We start from the raw sequence: 16,879 nt of genomic DNA, 5'->3' as shown, positions 1-16,879 counted from the left end.
GCCATGCGCAGCCCTACTCACTCTCAGCTGTGTCGTGGTTGCCGCAAACTATCCGGACAGAACCGGACTTAATGTACGACACGCACCTTTCGGGCATAAGCCGTATTTATCTTGCCTTTACGCCTCTGCCACCTCGGCGTAGAGCTGCGAGAGCTCGGGCACCCCGCTGGCCGCCCACGCGCGGCCGGCGGCGACGACATCGAACTCACGGCCGGACGCGAGCCGTACGACGGGCTGCCCGTCGGACCGGAAGTCCCAGCCCGCTCCGGACACCGTGCGCACGATGACCGTACCCAGGTACAGGCCGGCGTCGTTGCCCAGCCGGGGCAGGATCTCCTCGTCGTCGCGCCAGCGCGGCACCAACTGGTCGAGCGCCTCCAGGGAGGCCGTCGAGTCGTCCAGCCGGACCCCCTCCCGGGACGCGTGGGAGCGGAGCAGCTCGCACTCGGACAGGAGCTCCGCGACACCCTCGGGGTCGGCGGACAGCACCGCGTGACGGTTCTTGTCGTGCCTGTGGCCCAGAAAAGGGATGTTCATACGCCCAGCGTGGCATTCGGACCGCCGCGCGCACCACAGGGCGGGAGCTGGTGTCGCGGCCGGGCGGCGGCTTTCTACACCTCCAGGTCGACCACGACCGGCGCGTGGTCCGAGGCGCCCTTGCCCTTGCGCTCCTCGCGGTCGACGTAGGCGTCCTTGACCGCCTTGGCGAACGGCTCGTTGCCGTAGACCAGGTCGATGCGCATGCCGCGGTTCTTGGGGAAGCAGAGCTGGCGGTAGTCCCAGTACGTGAACGGGTGCTCGTACTTGAGGGGGCGTGGGACGACGTCGGACAGGCCCGCCTCACGCAGCGAGACCAGGGCGGCGCGCTCGGCGGGGGTGACGTGGGTGGCGCCCTCGAAGGCGGCCCGGTCGTAGACGTCGTCGTCGGTCGGCGCCACGTTGTAGTCGCCGAGGACCGCGAACGGGCGGCCGCCCGCCGCGTCACCGGCCACGGCCGCCTTCAGGGCCTCGAACCACTGGAGCTTGTAGGCGTAGTGCGGGTGGTCCACCTCGCGGCCGTTGGGCACGTACACCGACCAGACGCGGACCGGGCCGCAGGTCGCCGAGATGGCGCGGGGCTCCACGACGCCCTCGTACCCGGGGTCACCGGGCAGGCCCTTGACGACGTCCGCGAGGCCCACGCGGGAGAGCACCGCCACGCCGTTCCACCGGCCGGTCGCGTTCACCGCCGCCTCATAACCCAGTTCGCGCAGCTGGTCGAGCGGGAACTGCTCCTCGGCGAGCTTGGCCTCCTGGAGACAGAGCACGTCGGTGCCGCTGCTCTCCAGCCAGGCCAGCAGCCTCGGCAGGCGAGCGGTGATCGAGTTCACGTTCCAGGTCGCGATGCGCATGCCTGACAACCTACCGGGCGGGACCGACAACGCCCTCCCGCCCGCCGTGGGGGCTCAGACGTCCGCCGACTCCCCCGGAGCCAGCCTGAGGTGCTCCGAGCCGCCCAGGGCGCCGATCTGGCGGTCGTAGATCGGGCGGGCGAGGTCGGTGAGCAGGGCGTCGTGGATGTCGTAGGCGCGCTGCGGCTTGACCTCGCGCACGTAGTCGATGACCTCCGAGATCTTGCTCCATGGGGCCATCACCGGCAGCATCAGCGTCTCCACCGGCCGGTCGGGGACGGTCAGCGCGTCGCCGGGGTGGAAGACGCGGCCGCCGTCGATCAGGTAGCCGACGTTGGTGATGCGCGGGATGTCCGGGTGGATCACCGCGTGCAGCTCGCCGTGGACCTGGACGTCGAAGCCGGCCGCGGTGAAGGTGTCGCCGTGGCCGACCGTGTGCACCCGGCCCGGGAAGGCGGCCGCGATCCGGTCGGCCACCGACTTCAGCGTCCAGATCTCGGCCGCCGGGTCGGCCTCCATGGCGGCCCGCAGCCGCCCCTCGTCGAAGTGGTCCGGGTGCTCGTGCGTGACCAGGACGGCGTCCGCGCCGACCGCGGCGTCCGGCTCGCTGAACCCTCCGGGGTCGAGGACGAGCGTGCGCCCGTCCTTCTCCAGACGGACACACGCGTGGGACTTCTTCGTGAGCTTCATGGCACCCATCCTGCCCCCGGCCCGGAGCGGGTGCTCACTCCTCCGGAGTGGTCTCCTCGTGGATGACCTGCTGCGCCACCCGGAACGCGCTGTTCGCCGCCGGTACCCCGCAGTAGACCGCCGCCTGCAGCAGCACTTCCTTGATCTCGCCCGGGGTCAGCCCGTTGCGCAGGGCGGCCCGGGTGTGGAAGGCGAGCTCCTCCAGGTGGCCGCCGGCGACCAGCGCGGTGAGCGTGACGCAGCTGCGCGAACGCCGGTCGAGGCCGGGCCGGTCCCAGATCTCGCCCCACGCGTAGCGGGTGATGAACTCCTGGAAGTCCCCCGAGAAGTCGTCGGCCAGCGCCAGCGCCCGGTCGACGTGCGCGTCGCCGAGCACCTCGCGGCGGATCTTGAGCCCGGTGTCGTAGGTGTCGGACCGTGCCGACGGCTGCAGGGGTACGACGGCCGGGGCGATCTCGGCGATGGGCCCGGCCACCGGTGCGACGGCCGGCACCGGCCTGACCGGGGCCGCCGGGACGACAGCCAGCTGGCCGGTGGCGGATTCGACGGCGGGCTGCCAGGCGGTGGAGAAGTGCCGGACCAACAGGTCGGTGACGGCCGCGGGCTGCTCCACCGGCACCAGGTGGGAGGCGCCGGGGACGACGGCCAGCCGGGCGTCCGGGATGCCGGCGACCAGGGTGCGGGCCTCGGCCGGGCCGGTGACCTGGTCGTCCGAACCCACCAGGACCAGCGTCGGCACGCCGATCCGGCCCAGCTCGGCCCGCGCGTCGAAACCGGCCAGGGCCTCGCAGGCGGCGATGTAGCAGCCGGGGTCGGTGGTGCGCACCATCTGCACGGCCCACTCGGTGATCGCCGGCTGCGCGGCCGCGAAACCGCCGGTGAACCAGCGGTCGGGCGAGGTCCGGGCGATCGGGTCCAGGCCGTTGGTCCGTACGATCACCCCGCGCTGCCGGAACTCGTCGGCGCTGCCGAACCGGGGCGAGGCGGCGACCAGCGCGAGCGAGGCGACCCGCTCCGGGCAGCGCAGGGCCAGCTCGATGCCGACCGCCCCGCCGAGCGCGCAGCCCGCGTAGCCGAACCGCTGCACGCCGAGCGCGTCGAGCGTGGCCAGCAGCCGGGCGGTCAACTCGGCGACGGAGCCGGCCGGGTACGCGGGGGCACCGCCGTGTCCGGGCAGGTCGAACCGGAAGACCCGAAACTGCTGGGCCAGTTCCGGCACCTGCCGGTCCCACATGTGCCAGGTCGTTCCGAGTGAGGGACCCAGGATCAGGACAGGTGCGTCTTCTGGCCCGTCCAGGCGGTATTGCAGTGTGTTCGTCGGTGTCTCACTCACGCCCTGCACGCTCTCACATCGCACGAATTCTCACGTGCGGGGGTCGGAACCCGCGCAGGGCGTCCCAGGTTGTGGCGGCCTCGCGAAGATCCTCCGTGCCCGGCTTCACCTACCGGCTGCACGCACCGCCGTCCGGGGTCTCACTGCGGGGGCCGTACGGCGCGGCGCCGGACGGCCGGGGTGCCGCCGAGTTCGTCGAGGAGATCGACGAGCAGGGCACGGCCGGCGTCGAACGCCGTGGCGCCGAAGCGTTCCCGCAGACGCGCTTCGAGCCGTTCCCGGGCCTGGCGGGCGGCGGTCACGGCTTCCCGCCCGCGCCGAGTGAACGCGACGCGCCGGATGCGGGCGTCGTGCGGGTCCGGAAGGCGTTCGGTGTAGCCGAGGCGCTCCAGTTCCGCGATCGCCTTGGAGGCGCCCTGCTGGGTCATGCCGAGCTTCTGCGCGAGGTCGCTGATGGTGGGCTGGGCGTCGATGAGGTGCTGGAACACGTACCCATGGGACATCCGCAGGTCACCGAAGCCCTGGGAGGCGAGTTCCGCCTGCACGGCGTCGGTGGCGGCGAAGCCGACGAACAGGGCGAGGCTGCCCGTGTCCAGATCGCGGGGGTCGAGCGGCTGATGCATGACTCCAGTCTCTATTTGACAACCCAGGTTGTGCAACTATGGTTGTGCATATGGTGGAGATCGCACAGCACCCCGACGTCCGGACGGCCGTCCGCTACCACGAAGCCGTGGGTCGACTGGCCCCGCCGGAAGAGCTCGCGCAGTTCCTGCACGCGGACACCGTCCACGCCCAGCTGCCCAACATCCTGTTCCCCGACGGCACCGTCCGCGGCCTCGCCGACATCCTGGCCGCCTCGCGACAGGCCCGCACGCTGCTCCGCGACCAGCACTACGAAGTCGTCAACGCGGTGGCCTCCGGCAGCCAGGTCGCCCTGGAGGTCAAGTGGTCCGGCACACTGGCCGTCCCCTTCGGCGAGCTGCGCGCGGGCCACGTACTGCGCGCTCACATCGCGGCGTTCCTGGAGTTCCGCGACGGCAAGATCGTCGCTCAGCGCAACTACGACTGTTACGAGCGACTCGCCGCGGGGTGATGTCTCAGCGGGCCGGCCACGCCGAGGTGTCGTCCGCGCACCAGCTGATGACGGGCAGGGTGTGGGGATCGGCCGTCCCGCTGCCGTAGGGGGGAACGGCAGGGTCCTGCGGCTCGACGCGCATGGAGGTGCACTGGTCCTGCCGCTCAGTGCTGTGCGGCGGATGCCGGTGCAAGGGCAGGAGCATCGCCGCGCCGGCGGCGATCAGTGCGATCAGGGCGTTCTTCGTGACCATGGCCAACACGGTTGTCTCCACCGCGCTTCAGGCGCACCGCGGCACGAGGCCGCGTCGTACGAGGATCGGCCGGAGCGTGCGCATCGCGTAGTGGCTGCGGGACTTCACCGTGCCCACGGGAACCCCCATGCGGGTCGCGACCTCGGCGGCGGTGCGGTCCTCGAAGTACAGCTCGACCAGCACCTCCCGGTGGTGGTCCGGCAGGCAGGCCATGACCCGCGCGACGTCCCAGGCCCGCAGCACGTTGTCGTAGGGATCCACGGGCGGGACGCCGGGTTCGACCGACCCCTCGCTGTCGACCTCCTGAGCGCGGCGGGACAGCATCCGGTGGTGGTCGATCGTCAGGCGCCTCGCCACGGTCAGCAGCCAGGGCAGTGCGGCGTCCGCGCCGCCCGCGAACGCCCGGGGGTGCTGCCAGGCCCGCAGGAACGTCTCCTGCACGATGTCCTCGGCTCTGCCGAAATCGCCGGTCAGCCGGGCGACGACGCGCAGCAACCGCCCCTCGTACAGTCGGTGCAGTTCGGCGAGCGACTCCCGGTCGAGGGTGGCTCTTGGGACGGACATCGGACACTCCCTGGTCTTGCTGTGCTGCCGGTCTGGCTGTCATGCCGGTCTGGCTGTCTTGCCGTCTTGCGAACGTGGTCGCCGGGAACCGGCCATGACGGCTCCGGGCCGTTCGCGACCCAGGGCCGCCCCGGTTCCGTACGGGAGAGTGGCGGGCGTCGCCAAGAAACCGCCAAGGATCCGCCAAGGCGCCGCACAGCGGATCCTTGGCGGACGATGAGCACCGGCGGAGCGCGTCGACGCGGCGGTTACGAGACCCTGAGCCGTGGAGCCTCGTAACCCCCGCCGTCATGGAGAACGCCGGATCAGGGGCGCGGAGTTCGACGCGTCACACGCGACCGGACCGAACCGGCCCGCTCTATTCCGGCATTGGTGATCTAGCGGACGTCCGGCTTGCGCGAGGACGAGGCACTCGGGCTGACTGTCCGGGTGAACCAGAACAGCCCGCTTCGTATCGCCCTCCTCGGCCCCGTGGAGCTTCGCGACGACGCGGGACGCACGGTCGACGTGGCGGGTCCGCAACGCAAGGCCGTACTGGCACTGCTGGCACTGGAACTCGGCCGGGTCGTTCCCGTGGAGCGGTTCTGCGAGCTCCTGTGGGGTGAGCAGCCCCCCGAGCACACGAAGCCGGCCCTCCAGGGACATGTCGCGGCCCTGCGCAAGAGCCTGGCCGGTCTCCCTCTCGCGATCACCACCCACACCTCGGGCTACCAGCTCACCGGCGACCCCGACACGGTGGACAGCCGGGTCTTCGACGCCCTGGTGCACAGCGCCGAGGGCGGGGCCCAGGTCCCCGACGAGCACGCCACGGCGAGGCTCCGGCACGCCCTCGACCTGTGGCGCGGCCGCGCCCTCGACGGACTGCCCGACACGCCTCTGCGGGACTCGCTCGCCGCCCGTCTCGACGAGTCCCGGCTGCGCGCCTGCGAGCTCTGGGCCGAGCAGGCGATGCGGACCGCCGATCCCCTGCCGACCGACGTCATCGGCGAGCTGACGGGTTTCGCACGCCGGCATCCGCTGCGCGAGCGCCTGCACGAACTGCTCATGCTGGCGCTCTACCGCGCCGGCCGGCAGGCCGAGGCGCTCACCGTGTACGCCGATGTCATGCACCGGCTGAGGGACGAGCTCGGGATATCTCCCGGCCCGGCCATCGACGAGCTGCATCAGCGCATCCTGCGCGCCGACGCCCGGCTCGGGGGCGCCCCCGCCCGGTACACGGCCCTGCCGGCCCCCTCCCAACTGCCCGCAGATGTCCTGCACTACGTCGGCCGGCGCCGCGAGATCGCCCACCTCACCGCCGCCCTCACGACGGGCGCCACGTCCTGCGCGGTGGTCGGCGCCACGACCGGCATGGGCGGACTGGGCAAGTCGGCCTTCACCATCCATGTGGGTCACCTGGTGCGTGGTCACTTCCCCGACGGCCAGTTGTACGCCCGGCTGTCCGGCTCGCAGACGACCCCGGCCGAGCCGAGCAATGTGCTCGACACCCTCCTGCGGGCCCTCGGGGCACCCACGGACGCCATCCCCTTCGCGCTGGAGGAACGCGCGGCCCTCTACCGCTCCCTGCTCGCCGAACGCCGGGTGCTGGTCGTCCTGGACGACGCCCGTGACACCGCGCAGCTCCAGCACCTGCTGCCCGGCTCCGCGGGCTGCGCGACCCTGGTCACCAGCCGCAACCGGCTCGCCGACCTCGAAGCCGGCATCCGGGTGCACCTCGACGTGCTCTCGCCCGACCAGTCGCGGGAGTTGCTGTGCGGCCAGATCGGCGAGGCCCGGATGCTGGCGGAGCCGGAGGCGGCGACGGCACTCATCGAGGCGTGCGGCCACCTGCCGCTGGCCCTGCGGATCGTCGGGGCCAGGCTCGCCACCAGGCCGTCCTGGTCCCTCGCGGCGGTGGTCGACCAGCTGACCGACGAGGCGAACTTCCTGAACCAGCTGGCGACCCCCAACCTGGGTGTGGAGGCCAGCTTTCGGCTCGGCTACGACCAGCTCACCCCCGACGAGGCGCGGGCCTTCCGTCAACTGGCCCACCCCGACGGGCCATACATGACCGCGCGTTGGGCCGCCGTCGCCCTGAAGATGCCCGAAGCCGCCACCCGGTCGGTGCTGGAAAGGCTCGTCGACCTCAGCCTTCTGGAGTCATCGGCGCCGTACACCTACCGGTATCACGACCTGCTGCGGGCCTTCGCCCGCAAGGTCTGCCAGGAGACGGACCCGGAGCAGGTGCGCTCGTCCGTGCTGCGGCGTCTGACCGGGTACTTTCTGGCGACCGCGCGTAACACGTACCGTATCGCCCGGCCCGGGCACCCGATCGCCGAACAGCTCAGCGCCACCGACAGCCCCGGTTTCCCGGTGGAGTCCCGGCGCCAGGCGAACCACTTGCTCAACGCCTCGATCGAGCCGGTGCTCGCGGTCGCCGAGCAGGCCTCGGCGGTGGACGGCTGTCTGCGGCTGACGGTGGACCTCGTCCTGGCCCTGGATCCGCTCCTGGAGGAGACGCACCAGTGGGACCGGATCATCCAGCCCGCCCGCAAGTTGCTCACCGAGGCGCGCGTCCGCGGGGACGAGCGCAGTCAAGGGCGGATGGGCTACATGCTCGGCGGCGCGCTCATGCAGATCAGCCGGCTGGGCGAGGCCGAATCCGTGCTGAGCGAGGCGGAACGGGCCGCCGAGGCCGCCGGTGACGCGGTGGTGCACGCGGAGACCGTCATCTGCCGCGGGATAGCGGCCGCCTACCAGGGCGACAAGGAGACCGCGAACGCGTTCTACCGGCGGGCCGTCGAGCTCGGGCGCACGCACCGGAGCCGCTGGACCGTGGCCAACGCGCAGTGCTCCCTCATGGTGAATCTCCACCAGGATCGACCCGATGACGCCCTCGTGGCCGGCCGTGCGGCCCTGGAGGCGTTCGAGGAACTCGGCGATCCCCTCGGCAGGTGCGCCGCCCTGCGTGGCCTCGCCATCATCGCCCGGGTCCAGGGCCGTCTGGATGCGGCGCTGGGTCTGCACGCCGAGAGCCACCGGCTGGCCGAGTCGCACAATCTGCCCTTCATGGGGATCGCCAACCGGATCGCGGAGGCCGAGTGCCGTCTCGCCCTCGGCCAGACGCCCGAAGCCATCGACATCCTGGAACAGGCGGTCGCCGACAGCCGACGACTGCGCGCGTCGCGTCTGGAAGCGGCGGCCGCGAAGCGGATTGCCCAGGCCCAGGAGCAGTTGTAGCGCAACGCACGGCGCCGGGGCGGGTGCCGGTGCCGTCGGCTGCCGCCGGCGCCGTCGCCGTCGCTCAGAGGTCGTCCGGTGTGCCGAGGCCGGTGAGGGCGCCGACCGGGTCCAGGTCGGGGGTGCCCCGGGGCCACCAGTCGTCCTGGCCCGCCTCCGATTCGTAGGCGTACCACAAGCCTTCGCGGCCCAGGCGGAGTTGGACGTGGCCGCCGGGGTGGGTGAGGCGGTTGCGCCAGGGACGGAACGCCGGGAGGTCGGCGGCGAGCAGGAGCGGCCGGGCCCGGTCGAAACGGCCCGCCGGCGGATCCCACGGCTCTTCGAGCACTGTGAGCCCGTCGAGCCCGCCCTGCCGCCAGGCGGCGACCGCGCGCGCCAGCTCCGCCGGGGTGCGGCCGGCGGCGGAGGCGAGCGAGGCGTACAGCGCCCGCGTGCCCGCGGTCAGGCCGGAACCGGGGCGGGCCGCGGCGAGCCGTACCGCGTCCTGCCACAGTGTCAGCTCGCCGACCGGATCGCGTCCGGTGCCGAGCAGTGCGTGGGCGCGGGCGGCGGCGTCCGTCGCCAGCTGGTCCAGGGCGAAGGGGTCGGGGCCGCCCGGGGCCGCCGGGTACACCGGGGGCTGCTCGGGGTGCGGGGGCGTCGGCAACGGCGGCGGCAACGGCGGGAGTCGGCGCGGGGCGAAGGCGTCGGACGCGCGGACGCCGGGGAGCGGCGCCGGTCCCTGCTCGCGCGCGGCACGGGCCGCACGGGCGGCGCTCAACCGGGACAGCGCGTCGAGCAGCTCACGCTCACCACGACCGCGCAGCAGGAGCAGTACGAAGGGATCGGCGTCGAGCAGACGTGCCGTCTGGTAGCAGAGCGCGGCCGCGTGCTTGCAGGGGTGACCGGAGTCCGGGCAGCTGCACCGGGGTGCGAGGTCGCCGGGGCCGGGCAGCAGGGGCACTCCGCAGTCGGCGAGGGACCGCGGCAGCTCCTTGTCGAGCAGGGCGGCGATGTGTCCGGGCCGGTCGGCGGCCGCGTCCAGGAACCGCTCCCAGTCGGCGTCGCCCAGCGTACGCAGGCGCACCTGCACCCGGTACGGGCGCGGGCGGCTGCCCCGCACGTACGCCAGCACGAGCCCCGGTGTCACGGTGATCGCGTCCACCTGTCCCCGCTCGGCGTACCCCCGCCCCCGAGCCAGCCGCTTCACATCCAACGCGCCGCCCTCCAGCGCGGCGACCCAGGCATTGCCCCACCAGGTCTCGGCAAAGCCGCCACCTTCCCGCGACGCGCGGCGCGGGAGGGCCGGGAAGGTACGCCGGAGTTCACCGTCGCGGTGGGGGGTGGCCATGGTGCGGGGGACGATTGCGGAGGGGGGGGGGGGTGTGGGGATGGGTACGGACCCGGATGCGAGTGTGGGTGTGGGTGCGGGTGCGGGTGCGGATGTGGGGGTGAGTGCGGGTGTGAGAGACGGTGTGCTTGAGGGGGAAGGGGTTCCTTCGTGCGCCGGGGTGTCGGCATCGGGCTTCTCGTCCGGGGCGTCGGCTGCGGACGTCGCCGCCCGGGCGTCGGCCTGGGGACTCTGCTCCGGACCGTCGGCGTCAGGCGTCGCCTCCGAACCGTCGGCGTCAGGTGCCCCTTCCGGGCCGTGGGCCGTCGTGGGCATCCGGAACCCGTTCGCGAGCAACTCCCTGACGTCACGGGCCACCCGCGCGCGGTCCACCTGTCCGGTTCTGCCATCGTCGGGGGTCCGGGAGTCGGTGGGACCAGCGGGCCGGTGCCGACGCGAGGGGCCGGTCACCGATGTCCCGGACGCCTGTGCCTCCTCCCGCGCCTGCGCGGCCTTCTGCCGAGCGGCACGCAGCGCGTCGCGGGCGGCGTCACCGGGACGCCCGCCGGCCCTGGCCGCATCGCGCACATCCGAAGGGGCCTGGGGAGCGGACGGGCCGCCGGCCTCCGCCGCCGTAACCTCCGCCGCCCCGGCGGGAACGCCGCCGTCCCCGCCGTCGGCCTCGCCTCGCTGAGCACGCTCCTCGCCCCGACGAGCGGACACGGCAGACCGAAGCGCCGCCCGCGCGACATCACCGGGCCTCGGCGCGACGCCACCGGACGCCGCGGCTCCCCCTTCGCCCGCCCCTGCGGGCACCGCGACTCCGGAGGCACCCGCATCTCCCGGCGCCCCGGCCTCACCCACAGACACCGTGGCTTCACCCTCGCCGGCTCTTCCGGGCCCCGACGGCCGAGCCCGGACCCCTGCCTCCACGGCTCCCGCCGACCCCAACTGCCGCGCCCCGGCCACTGCTTCTCCAGCCCTACCCGGTGCCGACCGCCGAGCCCCGGGCCCCGCCTCTCCAGACCCTCCGGCCCCCAACTGCCACGCCCCGGCCTCCGACCCGACAGACCCTCCGGACCCCAGCCCGGTGTGCGTCTCTCCAGCCCCGCCCGGCCCCAACCGCCGTGCCCCGGCCTGCGCCTCCACAGCCCCCGCCGACCCCAACCCCCGCCCTTCCTCAGGCGGCTCCCCCGCGCCCGGCGCCCCGTCAAGGGGCGTCGTCGGATCGTCGGTCGTGTGCTCCCGTGCGTCCGTGGTCCGTTCCCGGGCCGCTCGTAGGGCGCGGCGGGCGGCGTCGGCGGGGCGGTCCGTCATGACGGCCTCCGCAGGGACACCAGGTCGGACAGCTCCCGGTCGGTCAGTTCCGTCAGGGCCGCCTCGCCGGAGCCGAGGATGGCGTCGGCGAGCGCGCGCTTGGACTGAAGCATCTCGGCGATGCGGTCCTCGATCGTGCCCTCGGTGACCAGGCGGTGGACCTGGACGGGCTGGGTCTGGCCGATGCGGTAGGCGCGGTCGGTGGCCTGTTCCTCGACGGCCGGGTTCCACCAGCGGTCGAAGTGGACGACATGGCCGGCCCGGGTGAGGTTCAGGCCGGTGCCCGCCGCCTTCAGGGACAGGATGAGGACGGGGGTCTGCCCGCTCTGGAAGCGGTCCACCATGCGCTCCCGCTCCGGCACCGGCGTGCCGCCGTGCAGGAGGTCGACCGGGATCGCGCGGGCGGCCAGGTGGGCGTTGATGAGGCGGGCCATCCCGACGTACTGCGTGAAGACGAGCGCCGAGCCGTCCTCGGCTAGCAGGGTGTCCAACAGCTCGTCGAGCAGGGCGAGTTTGCCGGAGCGGGCGGCGAGCCGGTCGCCGCGGGGCTCCTCCTTCAGATAGAGCGCGGGGTGGTCGCAGATCTGCTTGAGCGCGCCCAGGAGCTTCAGGACCAAGCCCCGCCGCGCGATCCCGTCGGCGGTCTCGATGGCCAGCAGGGACTCCCGTACCACCGCCTCGTACAGCGCGGCCTGTTCGCGGGTGAGCGGGACCGGGTGGTCGGTCTCCGTCTTGGGCGGGAGCTCCGGGACGATGCCGGGGTCGGACTTCTTGCGGCGCAGGAGGAAGGGGCGTACCAGCCGGGCCAGGCGGGTCACCGCCTCCTCGTCTTCACCGTTCTCCACCGCGCGCGCGTGGCGCGCGCGGAACGACTTGAGCGGGCCCAGGAGTCCGGGCGTCGTCCAGTCCAGCAGGGCCCAGAGTTCGGAGAGGTTGTTCTCCACCGGGGTGCCGGTCAGGGCCACGCGCGCGGGGGACCCGATGGTGCGCAGGGCCTTCGCGGTCGCCGAGTACGGGTTCTTGACGTGCTGCGCCTCGTCGGCGACGACCATGCCCCACCGCTGCTCGGCCAGCCGCGCGGCCGTGGACCGCATGGTGCCGTACGTGGTGAGGACGAAGCCGCCGGCCAGGTCGTCGAGGCTGCGGTCGGGGCCGTGGAAACGCCGGACGGGCACGCCGGGGGCGAACCGGGCGATCTCCCGCTGCCAGTTGCCCAGCAGGGACGCCGGGCAGACCACCAGGGTGGGCTCGTCGCGCGCCCGCCTCAGGTGCAGGGCGATCACCGTGATGGTCTTGCCGAGCCCCATGTCGTCGGCGAGGCAGCCGCCCAGGCCGAGGGAGGTCATCAGGTCGAGCCAGGCCAGGCCGCGCAGTTGGTAGTCGCGCAGGGTGGCGTGCAGCCCCGGGGGCGGCTCGGCGGGCCGGATGCCGGCCGTCAGCCGGTCACGGAGGGCGGCGAGCGCGCCGACCGGCACGGCCTCGACTGTCTCGCCGTCGACCTCCGCGCTGCCGGTGAGCGCGACGGACAGCGCGTCGACCGGGTCGAGCAGGCCCAGTTCGCGCTTGCGTGCCTTGCGGACGAGGGCGGGGTCGACGAGCACCCAGCGGTCCCGCAGCCGTACGACCGGACGGTGGGCCTCGGCGAGCGCGTCCATCTCGCCCTCGGTGAGCGGGTCGCCGCCGAGCGCCAACTGCCAGCGGAACTGGAGCAGTTCCTCGCTCTCGAAGAATCCGGTGCCGTCGGTCGCCGAACCCGGTGCGGGCCGTACCACCGCGGCGGCCGTCAGGTCCTGCGCCAGGTCCCGGGGCCAGTGCACCGCGACCCCGGCCGCGGCCAGCCGGCCGGCCGCCACGCCGAGCAGGTCCCCGAGCTCCTCCTCGGACAGGGCGAGGACGTCGGGCACGGCCTGCTCGGACAGCCGGTCCAGCGGCGGCCACACGCGGGCCGCCCGGCGCACGGCCAGGGCGGCGTCCACGCGCGCGCGGACGCCGAACGCCGCGTCGGCGTCCCCCGCCCACAGGGCGGCGGCGTCGGCCACGAGGGTGGGGTCGGCGAGGCTGTGCACCTGGACGATCGCGGCACCCGCGCGCGGGGCGCCTTCCACGCCGTCGAACAGGTCGTACGCCGACAGGTCCAGGCGCAGCGAGATCCGCACGCCCGCGTCCATGCCGGCGGCGACCTCCGCGGCCCACTCGTGCGCGTCGGGCAGGGACTGCGGCTCGCGGGCGGCGAAGGGCTTCCCGCTGGTGTGGGGCGCGGCCGGGGTACGGGGCAGGGTGTCCGCGACCGCGTCCAGGAAGGAACGCACCAGCGCTTCCGGCTCGGGCAGCCGCAGCGGGCCGGGACCGGGCAGCGGCACCGCGTGGCCCTCGGCGGGCAGTGCCGCCGCCACGGCGCGCAGATGGGCGATGTCGTCGGGTTCCAGCGGCCCGGCGCGCCAGGCGTCGTGGCCGCCGGGGGTGAGGCCGGGCAGCAGCCGGCCGCGGGCGGTGAGCCGGAGCGCGTGCAGGGCGGCGGCGCCCCAGCAGGCCGTGGCCGGGTGGGCGGCCGGGTCGCGGCGGGCCCGCACGAGCAGCGGGAGGGCGGCGCCGAGCGGCAGGGACAGCGCGGGCACCTTGGCACGCCGCACACCCGGGCCGTGCCGCCGTACGACGGTCAGCTCCTCCCGGCGCACGACCGCCGGGCCGTCCGGTCCCGCGCCGGCCTCCGCACCGGCTGCGGCATCGGCGTCGACATCCGCGTCGGCGTCGGCGAGAGAAGGCAGGGGACCGCCGTCGGGGTCCCAGAAGGCGATGCGGCCGTCGCGCGGCAGGAGCGCCGGAAGGTAGAGGGCTGCGAGCCGCACCGGGACGGCCTCCCCCGTCTCCACGGTGGCCCCCGCGTCCCCGGAGCCCCTCGTGCGCCCGGCCACCGCGACCGTGCCGCTCATACGTCCTGCCACCTCCCGCCCGCATCTCGGATCAGACGTCTTCGACTGTACGGGCGGGGTCTGACAATCGGCCCCGGCGACCTTCGCCGCGGGCCCGCGCCGGTCAGGGAACGGTGCGTGAGACGACGTACACCATCGGGAAGTCGGGGTCGGCCAGGTTCACCACGAGGTCCTGGGTCGGCGCAGGGTTCTTCTGCTTGTGGGTCAGGCCGTGCCAGGGACCGGGACCGGTGAAGCGCCAGCCGGTGATCTTCTGGTCGCGGGTGCTGATGGTGATGTCGTCCTTCTTCAGCCGGTCCTTGTCGACGCCCATGCCGTCGAGGAAGCTGTCCAGGCCGGCGCTGTTGGTGCGGAACTGGACGTACAGACGGCTGGTGCGCCAGTTGTTCGTCTCGTAGTAGGCGATCTCGTCGGCGGGGTGCGGGACCGGCACCTGGTAGAGGCGGCGCTGCACCTTGGACGGCCAGCCCGCGGTGAGGCCGGTCGCCGAGTACTTCTGCTCCTTGTCCTTGCCGCTGTTGCGGCTCTGGTTGGCGGAGATCACCAGATAGCCCGCGGGGACGCCGATCAGCAGCACGATGATCAGGAGCGTGAGCGCCCGGCGGCGGGCCTTGTGACGGGGGTCCTCGGCCGGACGCCGCGGCTCGTCCGGAGGCACGGCCTGGCGCGGCAGTGACGCGGTCATACCGTGTCCCGGCTGCGGCGGGCCTCGGCGAACCGCTCGTAGCGCTCCACCCGGCGCCGTTTGGCGCGCCGGAAGCGGCGGGCGACCAGGCGGGCGAGGTCGGCGGCGCCGACCATGCCGGCCTCGGGGCCGAGCTGGGCACGGGTGATCCGGGCCTCGGGGCGGTACCCGCGCCCGGTGAGGTGGCGCTTGAAGGCGTCCCGCGCGGGGCCGATCAGCAGGTCGTCGGCGGCCGAGACGCCGCCGCCGATCACGAAGCAGGAGGGGTCGAGCGCGGCCGCCAGGTTGGCGATGCCGACGCCCAGCCACTGGCCGATGTCCTGAAGCAGCTCGATGCACATCGCGTCGCCCTCGCGGGCCAGCTCGGTGATCATCGGGCCGGTGATGTCGGCGACGTTGCCCTTGACGTGCTCGATGATCCCGTAGGCCACGGGCGAGTCGGCGACGGCCAGCTCCTTGGCCTCGCGGACCAGTGCGTTGCCGGAGCTGTACTGCTCCCAGCAGCCGCGGTTGCCGCACGGGCAGCGGTGGCCGCCGGGCACGACCTGCATATGGCCGAACTCGCCGGCGACGCCGAACTTGCCGCGCTTGACCTGGCCGTCCTCCAGGATCGCGCCGCCGATACCGGTGCCCAGCGTGATCATGACCAGGTGGTCCTCGCCTCGGCCGGCGCCGAAGCGCCACTCGGCCCAGGCTGCGGTGTTGGCGTCGTTGTCCACCAGGACGGGGACGGACAGACGGCCGGAGAGGCGGTCCCTCAGCGGTTCGTTGCGCCAGGACAGGTGGGGTGCGAACAGCACGCGGTTGCGGTCGGCGTCGACCCAGCCGGCCGCGCCGATGCCGACCGCGTGCACGTCGTGGCGGTCGGAGAGGTCCAGAACGAGTTCGACGATGGTGTCCTCGACGACCTTGGGGCTCTTCGACTTGTCCGGGGTCTCCGCGCGGAGCTTCTCCAGGATGTTGCCGTCGGCGTCCACGACGCCCGCCATCACCTTCGTGCCGCCGATGTCGATCCCGACGGTGGGCACGCGGGGCGCCGTCAGGTGGGATCGGCGCTCTCGGGTGCCCACCGTGCGCAGCACGGGGGCTCGGCGGGAGCCGATGGGGGCGGTGAGATCGCGATAGGTGCTCATCGGGGCCGATTCTGCCTCACCGAGGGGTCGGTTGCCGTATGGGGGAACAAAGGGGGGCGCGCGACCTGCGCCGGTCCCGGGATGGTCAGCAGCCGGCCGCGCGCCTCCTCTCGCCTCTAGGCGCGACGCAGTTCGTGGCGCAGGTCGTCCAGGTCATTTCCGCCCGCCATCTGGCGCGTCAGCTCTTCCAGCGTGATCTCGTCACGTGTGTGGTTGCCCACCATGCCGCCGCGCCTGAGCAGGACGAACTGTCTCCGACCAGGTACGCGTGGTGCGGGTTGTGGGTGATCAGGACCACACCCAGGCCCGCGTCGCGCGCCGCGGCCACGCACTTCAGGACCACGCCCGACTGCTTGACGCCCAGCGCCGCCGTCGGTTCGTCGAGGACGAGGACCTTGGCGCCCAAGTACACCGCCCCCGCGATCGCCACGCACTGGCGTTCGCCGCCCGACAGGGTGCCGATGGGCTCGTCCACGTCGCGCAGGTCGATGTCCATGCGCGGCAGCTCGGCGTGCGTGGTGCGGCGCATGAGGTCGACGTCCATGCGCTTGAAGGGGCCCAGGCCCTTGCGGGGTTCGGAGCCGAGGAAGAAGTTGCGCCACACCGGCATGAGCGGGACGACGGCCAGGTCCTGGTAGACCGTGGCGATGCCGCGGTCCAGGGCCTCGCGCGGGGAGGCGAGGCGGGTCGCCTCGCCCTGGATGCGTAGAGGTTCTCCACCGTGCCGGTGAAGGTCTTGGCGACGCCGGCGCAGCGCTGCTCGTGGCCGACGTCGCCCTGCTTGTGCAGGACGCAGACGGCCTTCTTGCGGCCGCGCTTGTTCAGCTCCCCGCCGACCGCCTCGCCGGCGATGGTCTCGTCCTGGCCGATGTGGGCGAGCGCGCCGAAGGCCTTGGACTGGTGATCAGCTCAGCAGCCCCAAACGTCCCATTGTCGGACACAGGTGTCGGGCGTCGCGTGGCCGGGGCGGGCTCGGCGGT

At 73.3% G+C, this 16,879-nt stretch carries 13 protein-coding genes and 2 pseudogenes; 2 read left to right on the top strand and 13 right to left on the bottom strand.

Annotated elements, in window-relative coordinates:
* Positions 1–117: 117 nt before the first annotated feature.
* The 5 genes from ACWGKT_RS42650 to ACWGKT_RS42630 all read right to left on the bottom strand — a co-directional run bounded on the left by ACWGKT_RS42650 (position 118) and on the right by ACWGKT_RS42630 (position 4,037).
* Positions 118–537, bottom strand: coding sequence for a DUF6278 family protein (locus ACWGKT_RS42650; RefSeq protein ID WP_356150337.1), 420 nt, complete (start codon positions 535–537; stop codon positions 118–120).
* Between the two features lie 74 nt (positions 538–611).
* The gene (locus ACWGKT_RS42645; RefSeq protein WP_453277926.1) at positions 612–1,391 is read right to left on the bottom strand and encodes an exodeoxyribonuclease III; all 780 of its coding nucleotides are present in this window, start codon (positions 1,389–1,391) and stop codon (positions 612–614) included.
* Between the two features lie 54 nt (positions 1,392–1,445).
* Entirely contained in the window at positions 1,446–2,081 is a 636-nt protein-coding gene (locus ACWGKT_RS42640) for an MBL fold metallo-hydrolase (protein WP_453277925.1), read from the bottom strand.
* Positions 2,082–2,115: 34 nt separating this feature from the next.
* Positions 2,116–3,414 carry a bifunctional 3-oxoadipate enol-lactonase/4-carboxymuconolactone decarboxylase PcaDC gene (gene pcaDC / locus ACWGKT_RS42635; protein WP_453277924.1) on the bottom strand — a complete coding sequence of 433 codons (1,299 nt, stop codon included), beginning with the start codon at positions 3,412–3,414 and terminating at the stop codon, positions 2,116–2,118.
* Positions 3,415–3,554: 140 nt separating this feature from the next.
* Positions 3,555–4,037 (bottom strand): MarR family winged helix-turn-helix transcriptional regulator, encoded by a 483-nt coding sequence (locus ACWGKT_RS42630; RefSeq protein WP_356150329.1) that lies wholly within the window; start codon positions 4,035–4,037, stop codon positions 3,555–3,557.
* A 50-nt stretch (positions 4,038–4,087) separates the two neighbouring features.
* Between ACWGKT_RS42630 and ACWGKT_RS42625 the strand changes: the two genes are divergently transcribed.
* Entirely contained in the window at positions 4,088–4,507 is a 420-nt protein-coding gene (locus ACWGKT_RS42625; RefSeq protein ID WP_356150327.1) for a nuclear transport factor 2 family protein, read from the top strand.
* A 4-nt stretch (positions 4,508–4,511) separates the two neighbouring features.
* Here ACWGKT_RS42625 and ACWGKT_RS42620 read toward each other — a convergent pair whose 3' ends face one another.
* Both ACWGKT_RS42620 and ACWGKT_RS42615 read right to left on the bottom strand, forming a co-directional pair.
* Positions 4,512–4,742, bottom strand: a complete 231-nt coding sequence (locus ACWGKT_RS42620; RefSeq protein WP_453277923.1) for a hypothetical protein — start codon at positions 4,740–4,742, stop codon at positions 4,512–4,514.
* 27 nt (positions 4,743–4,769) lie between these two features.
* The gene (locus ACWGKT_RS42615; RefSeq protein ID WP_453277922.1) at positions 4,770–5,306 is read right to left on the bottom strand and encodes a sigma-70 family RNA polymerase sigma factor; all 537 of its coding nucleotides are present in this window, start codon (positions 5,304–5,306) and stop codon (positions 4,770–4,772) included.
* 429 nt (positions 5,307–5,735) lie between these two features.
* On the opposite strand from ACWGKT_RS42615, the gene ACWGKT_RS42610 reads away from it, so the two are divergent.
* On the top strand, positions 5,736–8,525 hold the full coding sequence (locus tag ACWGKT_RS42610) for a BTAD domain-containing putative transcriptional regulator (RefSeq protein ID WP_453277921.1): 2,790 nt from the start codon (positions 5,736–5,738) through the stop codon (positions 8,523–8,525).
* Between the two features lie 64 nt (positions 8,526–8,589).
* Here the strand turns inward: ACWGKT_RS42610 and ACWGKT_RS42605 are convergent, their stop codons facing one another.
* The 6 genes and pseudogenes from ACWGKT_RS42605 to ACWGKT_RS42580 form a co-directional block, all read right to left on the bottom strand.
* Positions 8,590–10,650, bottom strand: a complete 2,061-nt coding sequence (locus ACWGKT_RS42605; RefSeq protein WP_453277935.1) for an SWIM zinc finger family protein — start codon at positions 10,648–10,650, stop codon at positions 8,590–8,592.
* A 497-nt stretch (positions 10,651–11,147) separates the two neighbouring features.
* Entirely contained in the window at positions 11,148–14,081 is a 2,934-nt protein-coding gene (locus ACWGKT_RS42600) for a DEAD/DEAH box helicase (protein WP_453277920.1), read from the bottom strand.
* A 103-nt stretch (positions 14,082–14,184) separates the two neighbouring features.
* Complete coding sequence (locus ACWGKT_RS42595; RefSeq protein ID WP_356150315.1) at positions 14,185–14,766, bottom strand: sugar kinase; 582 nt, start codon at positions 14,764–14,766, stop codon at positions 14,185–14,187.
* Complete coding sequence (locus tag ACWGKT_RS42590) at positions 14,763–15,899, bottom strand: ROK family glucokinase (protein WP_453277919.1); 1,137 nt, start codon at positions 15,897–15,899, stop codon at positions 14,763–14,765. Before ACWGKT_RS42590 ends, ACWGKT_RS42595 begins: the two co-directional genes overlap by 4 nt.
* Before the next feature lie 116 nt (positions 15,900–16,015).
* Positions 16,016–16,632, bottom strand: a pseudogene (locus tag ACWGKT_RS42585) (ATP-binding cassette domain-containing protein); the annotation flags it as partial.
* A pseudogene (locus ACWGKT_RS42580) lies at positions 16,584–16,799 on the bottom strand (sugar ABC transporter substrate-binding protein); the annotation flags it as partial. The pseudogenes ACWGKT_RS42585 and ACWGKT_RS42580, both read right to left, overlap by 49 nt.
* Positions 16,800–16,879: the final 80 nt, after the last annotated feature.

Source organism: Streptomyces sp. NPDC054794 (assembly GCF_053611585.1).
The sequence above is the reverse complement of the archived record's forward strand: the minus strand, read 5'-3'. Positions and strand labels throughout refer to the sequence as shown.

Bases quoted from the DNA above. Each gene is read 5' to 3' on its own strand.
- ACWGKT_RS42650 (WP_356150337.1), bottom strand. From the start codon at position 537: ATGAACATCCCTTTTCTGGGCCACAGGCACGACAAGAACCGTCACGCG.
- ACWGKT_RS42645 (WP_453277926.1), bottom strand. From the start codon at position 1,391: ATGCGCATCGCGACCTGGAACGTGAACTCGATCACCGCTCGCCTGCCG.
- ACWGKT_RS42640 (WP_453277925.1), bottom strand. From the start codon at position 2,081: ATGAAGCTCACGAAGAAGTCCCACGCGTGTGTCCGTCTGGAGAAGGAC.
- ACWGKT_RS42630 (WP_356150329.1), bottom strand. From the start codon at position 4,037: ATGCATCAGCCGCTCGACCCCCGCGATCTGGACACGGGCAGCCTCGCC.
- ACWGKT_RS42625 (WP_356150327.1), top strand. From the start codon at position 4,088: ATGGTGGAGATCGCACAGCACCCCGACGTCCGGACGGCCGTCCGCTAC.
- ACWGKT_RS42620 (WP_453277923.1), bottom strand. From the start codon at position 4,742: ATGGTCACGAAGAACGCCCTGATCGCACTGATCGCCGCCGGCGCGGCG.
- ACWGKT_RS42615 (WP_453277922.1), bottom strand. From the start codon at position 5,306: ATGTCCGTCCCAAGAGCCACCCTCGACCGGGAGTCGCTCGCCGAACTG.
- ACWGKT_RS42600 (WP_453277920.1), bottom strand. From the start codon at position 14,081: ATGAGCGGCACGGTCGCGGTGGCCGGGCGCACGAGGGGCTCCGGGGAC.
- ACWGKT_RS42595 (WP_356150315.1), bottom strand. From the start codon at position 14,766: ATGACCGCGTCACTGCCGCGCCAGGCCGTGCCTCCGGACGAGCCGCGG.
- ACWGKT_RS42590 (WP_453277919.1), bottom strand. From the start codon at position 15,899: ATGAGCACCTATCGCGATCTCACCGCCCCCATCGGCTCCCGCCGAGCC.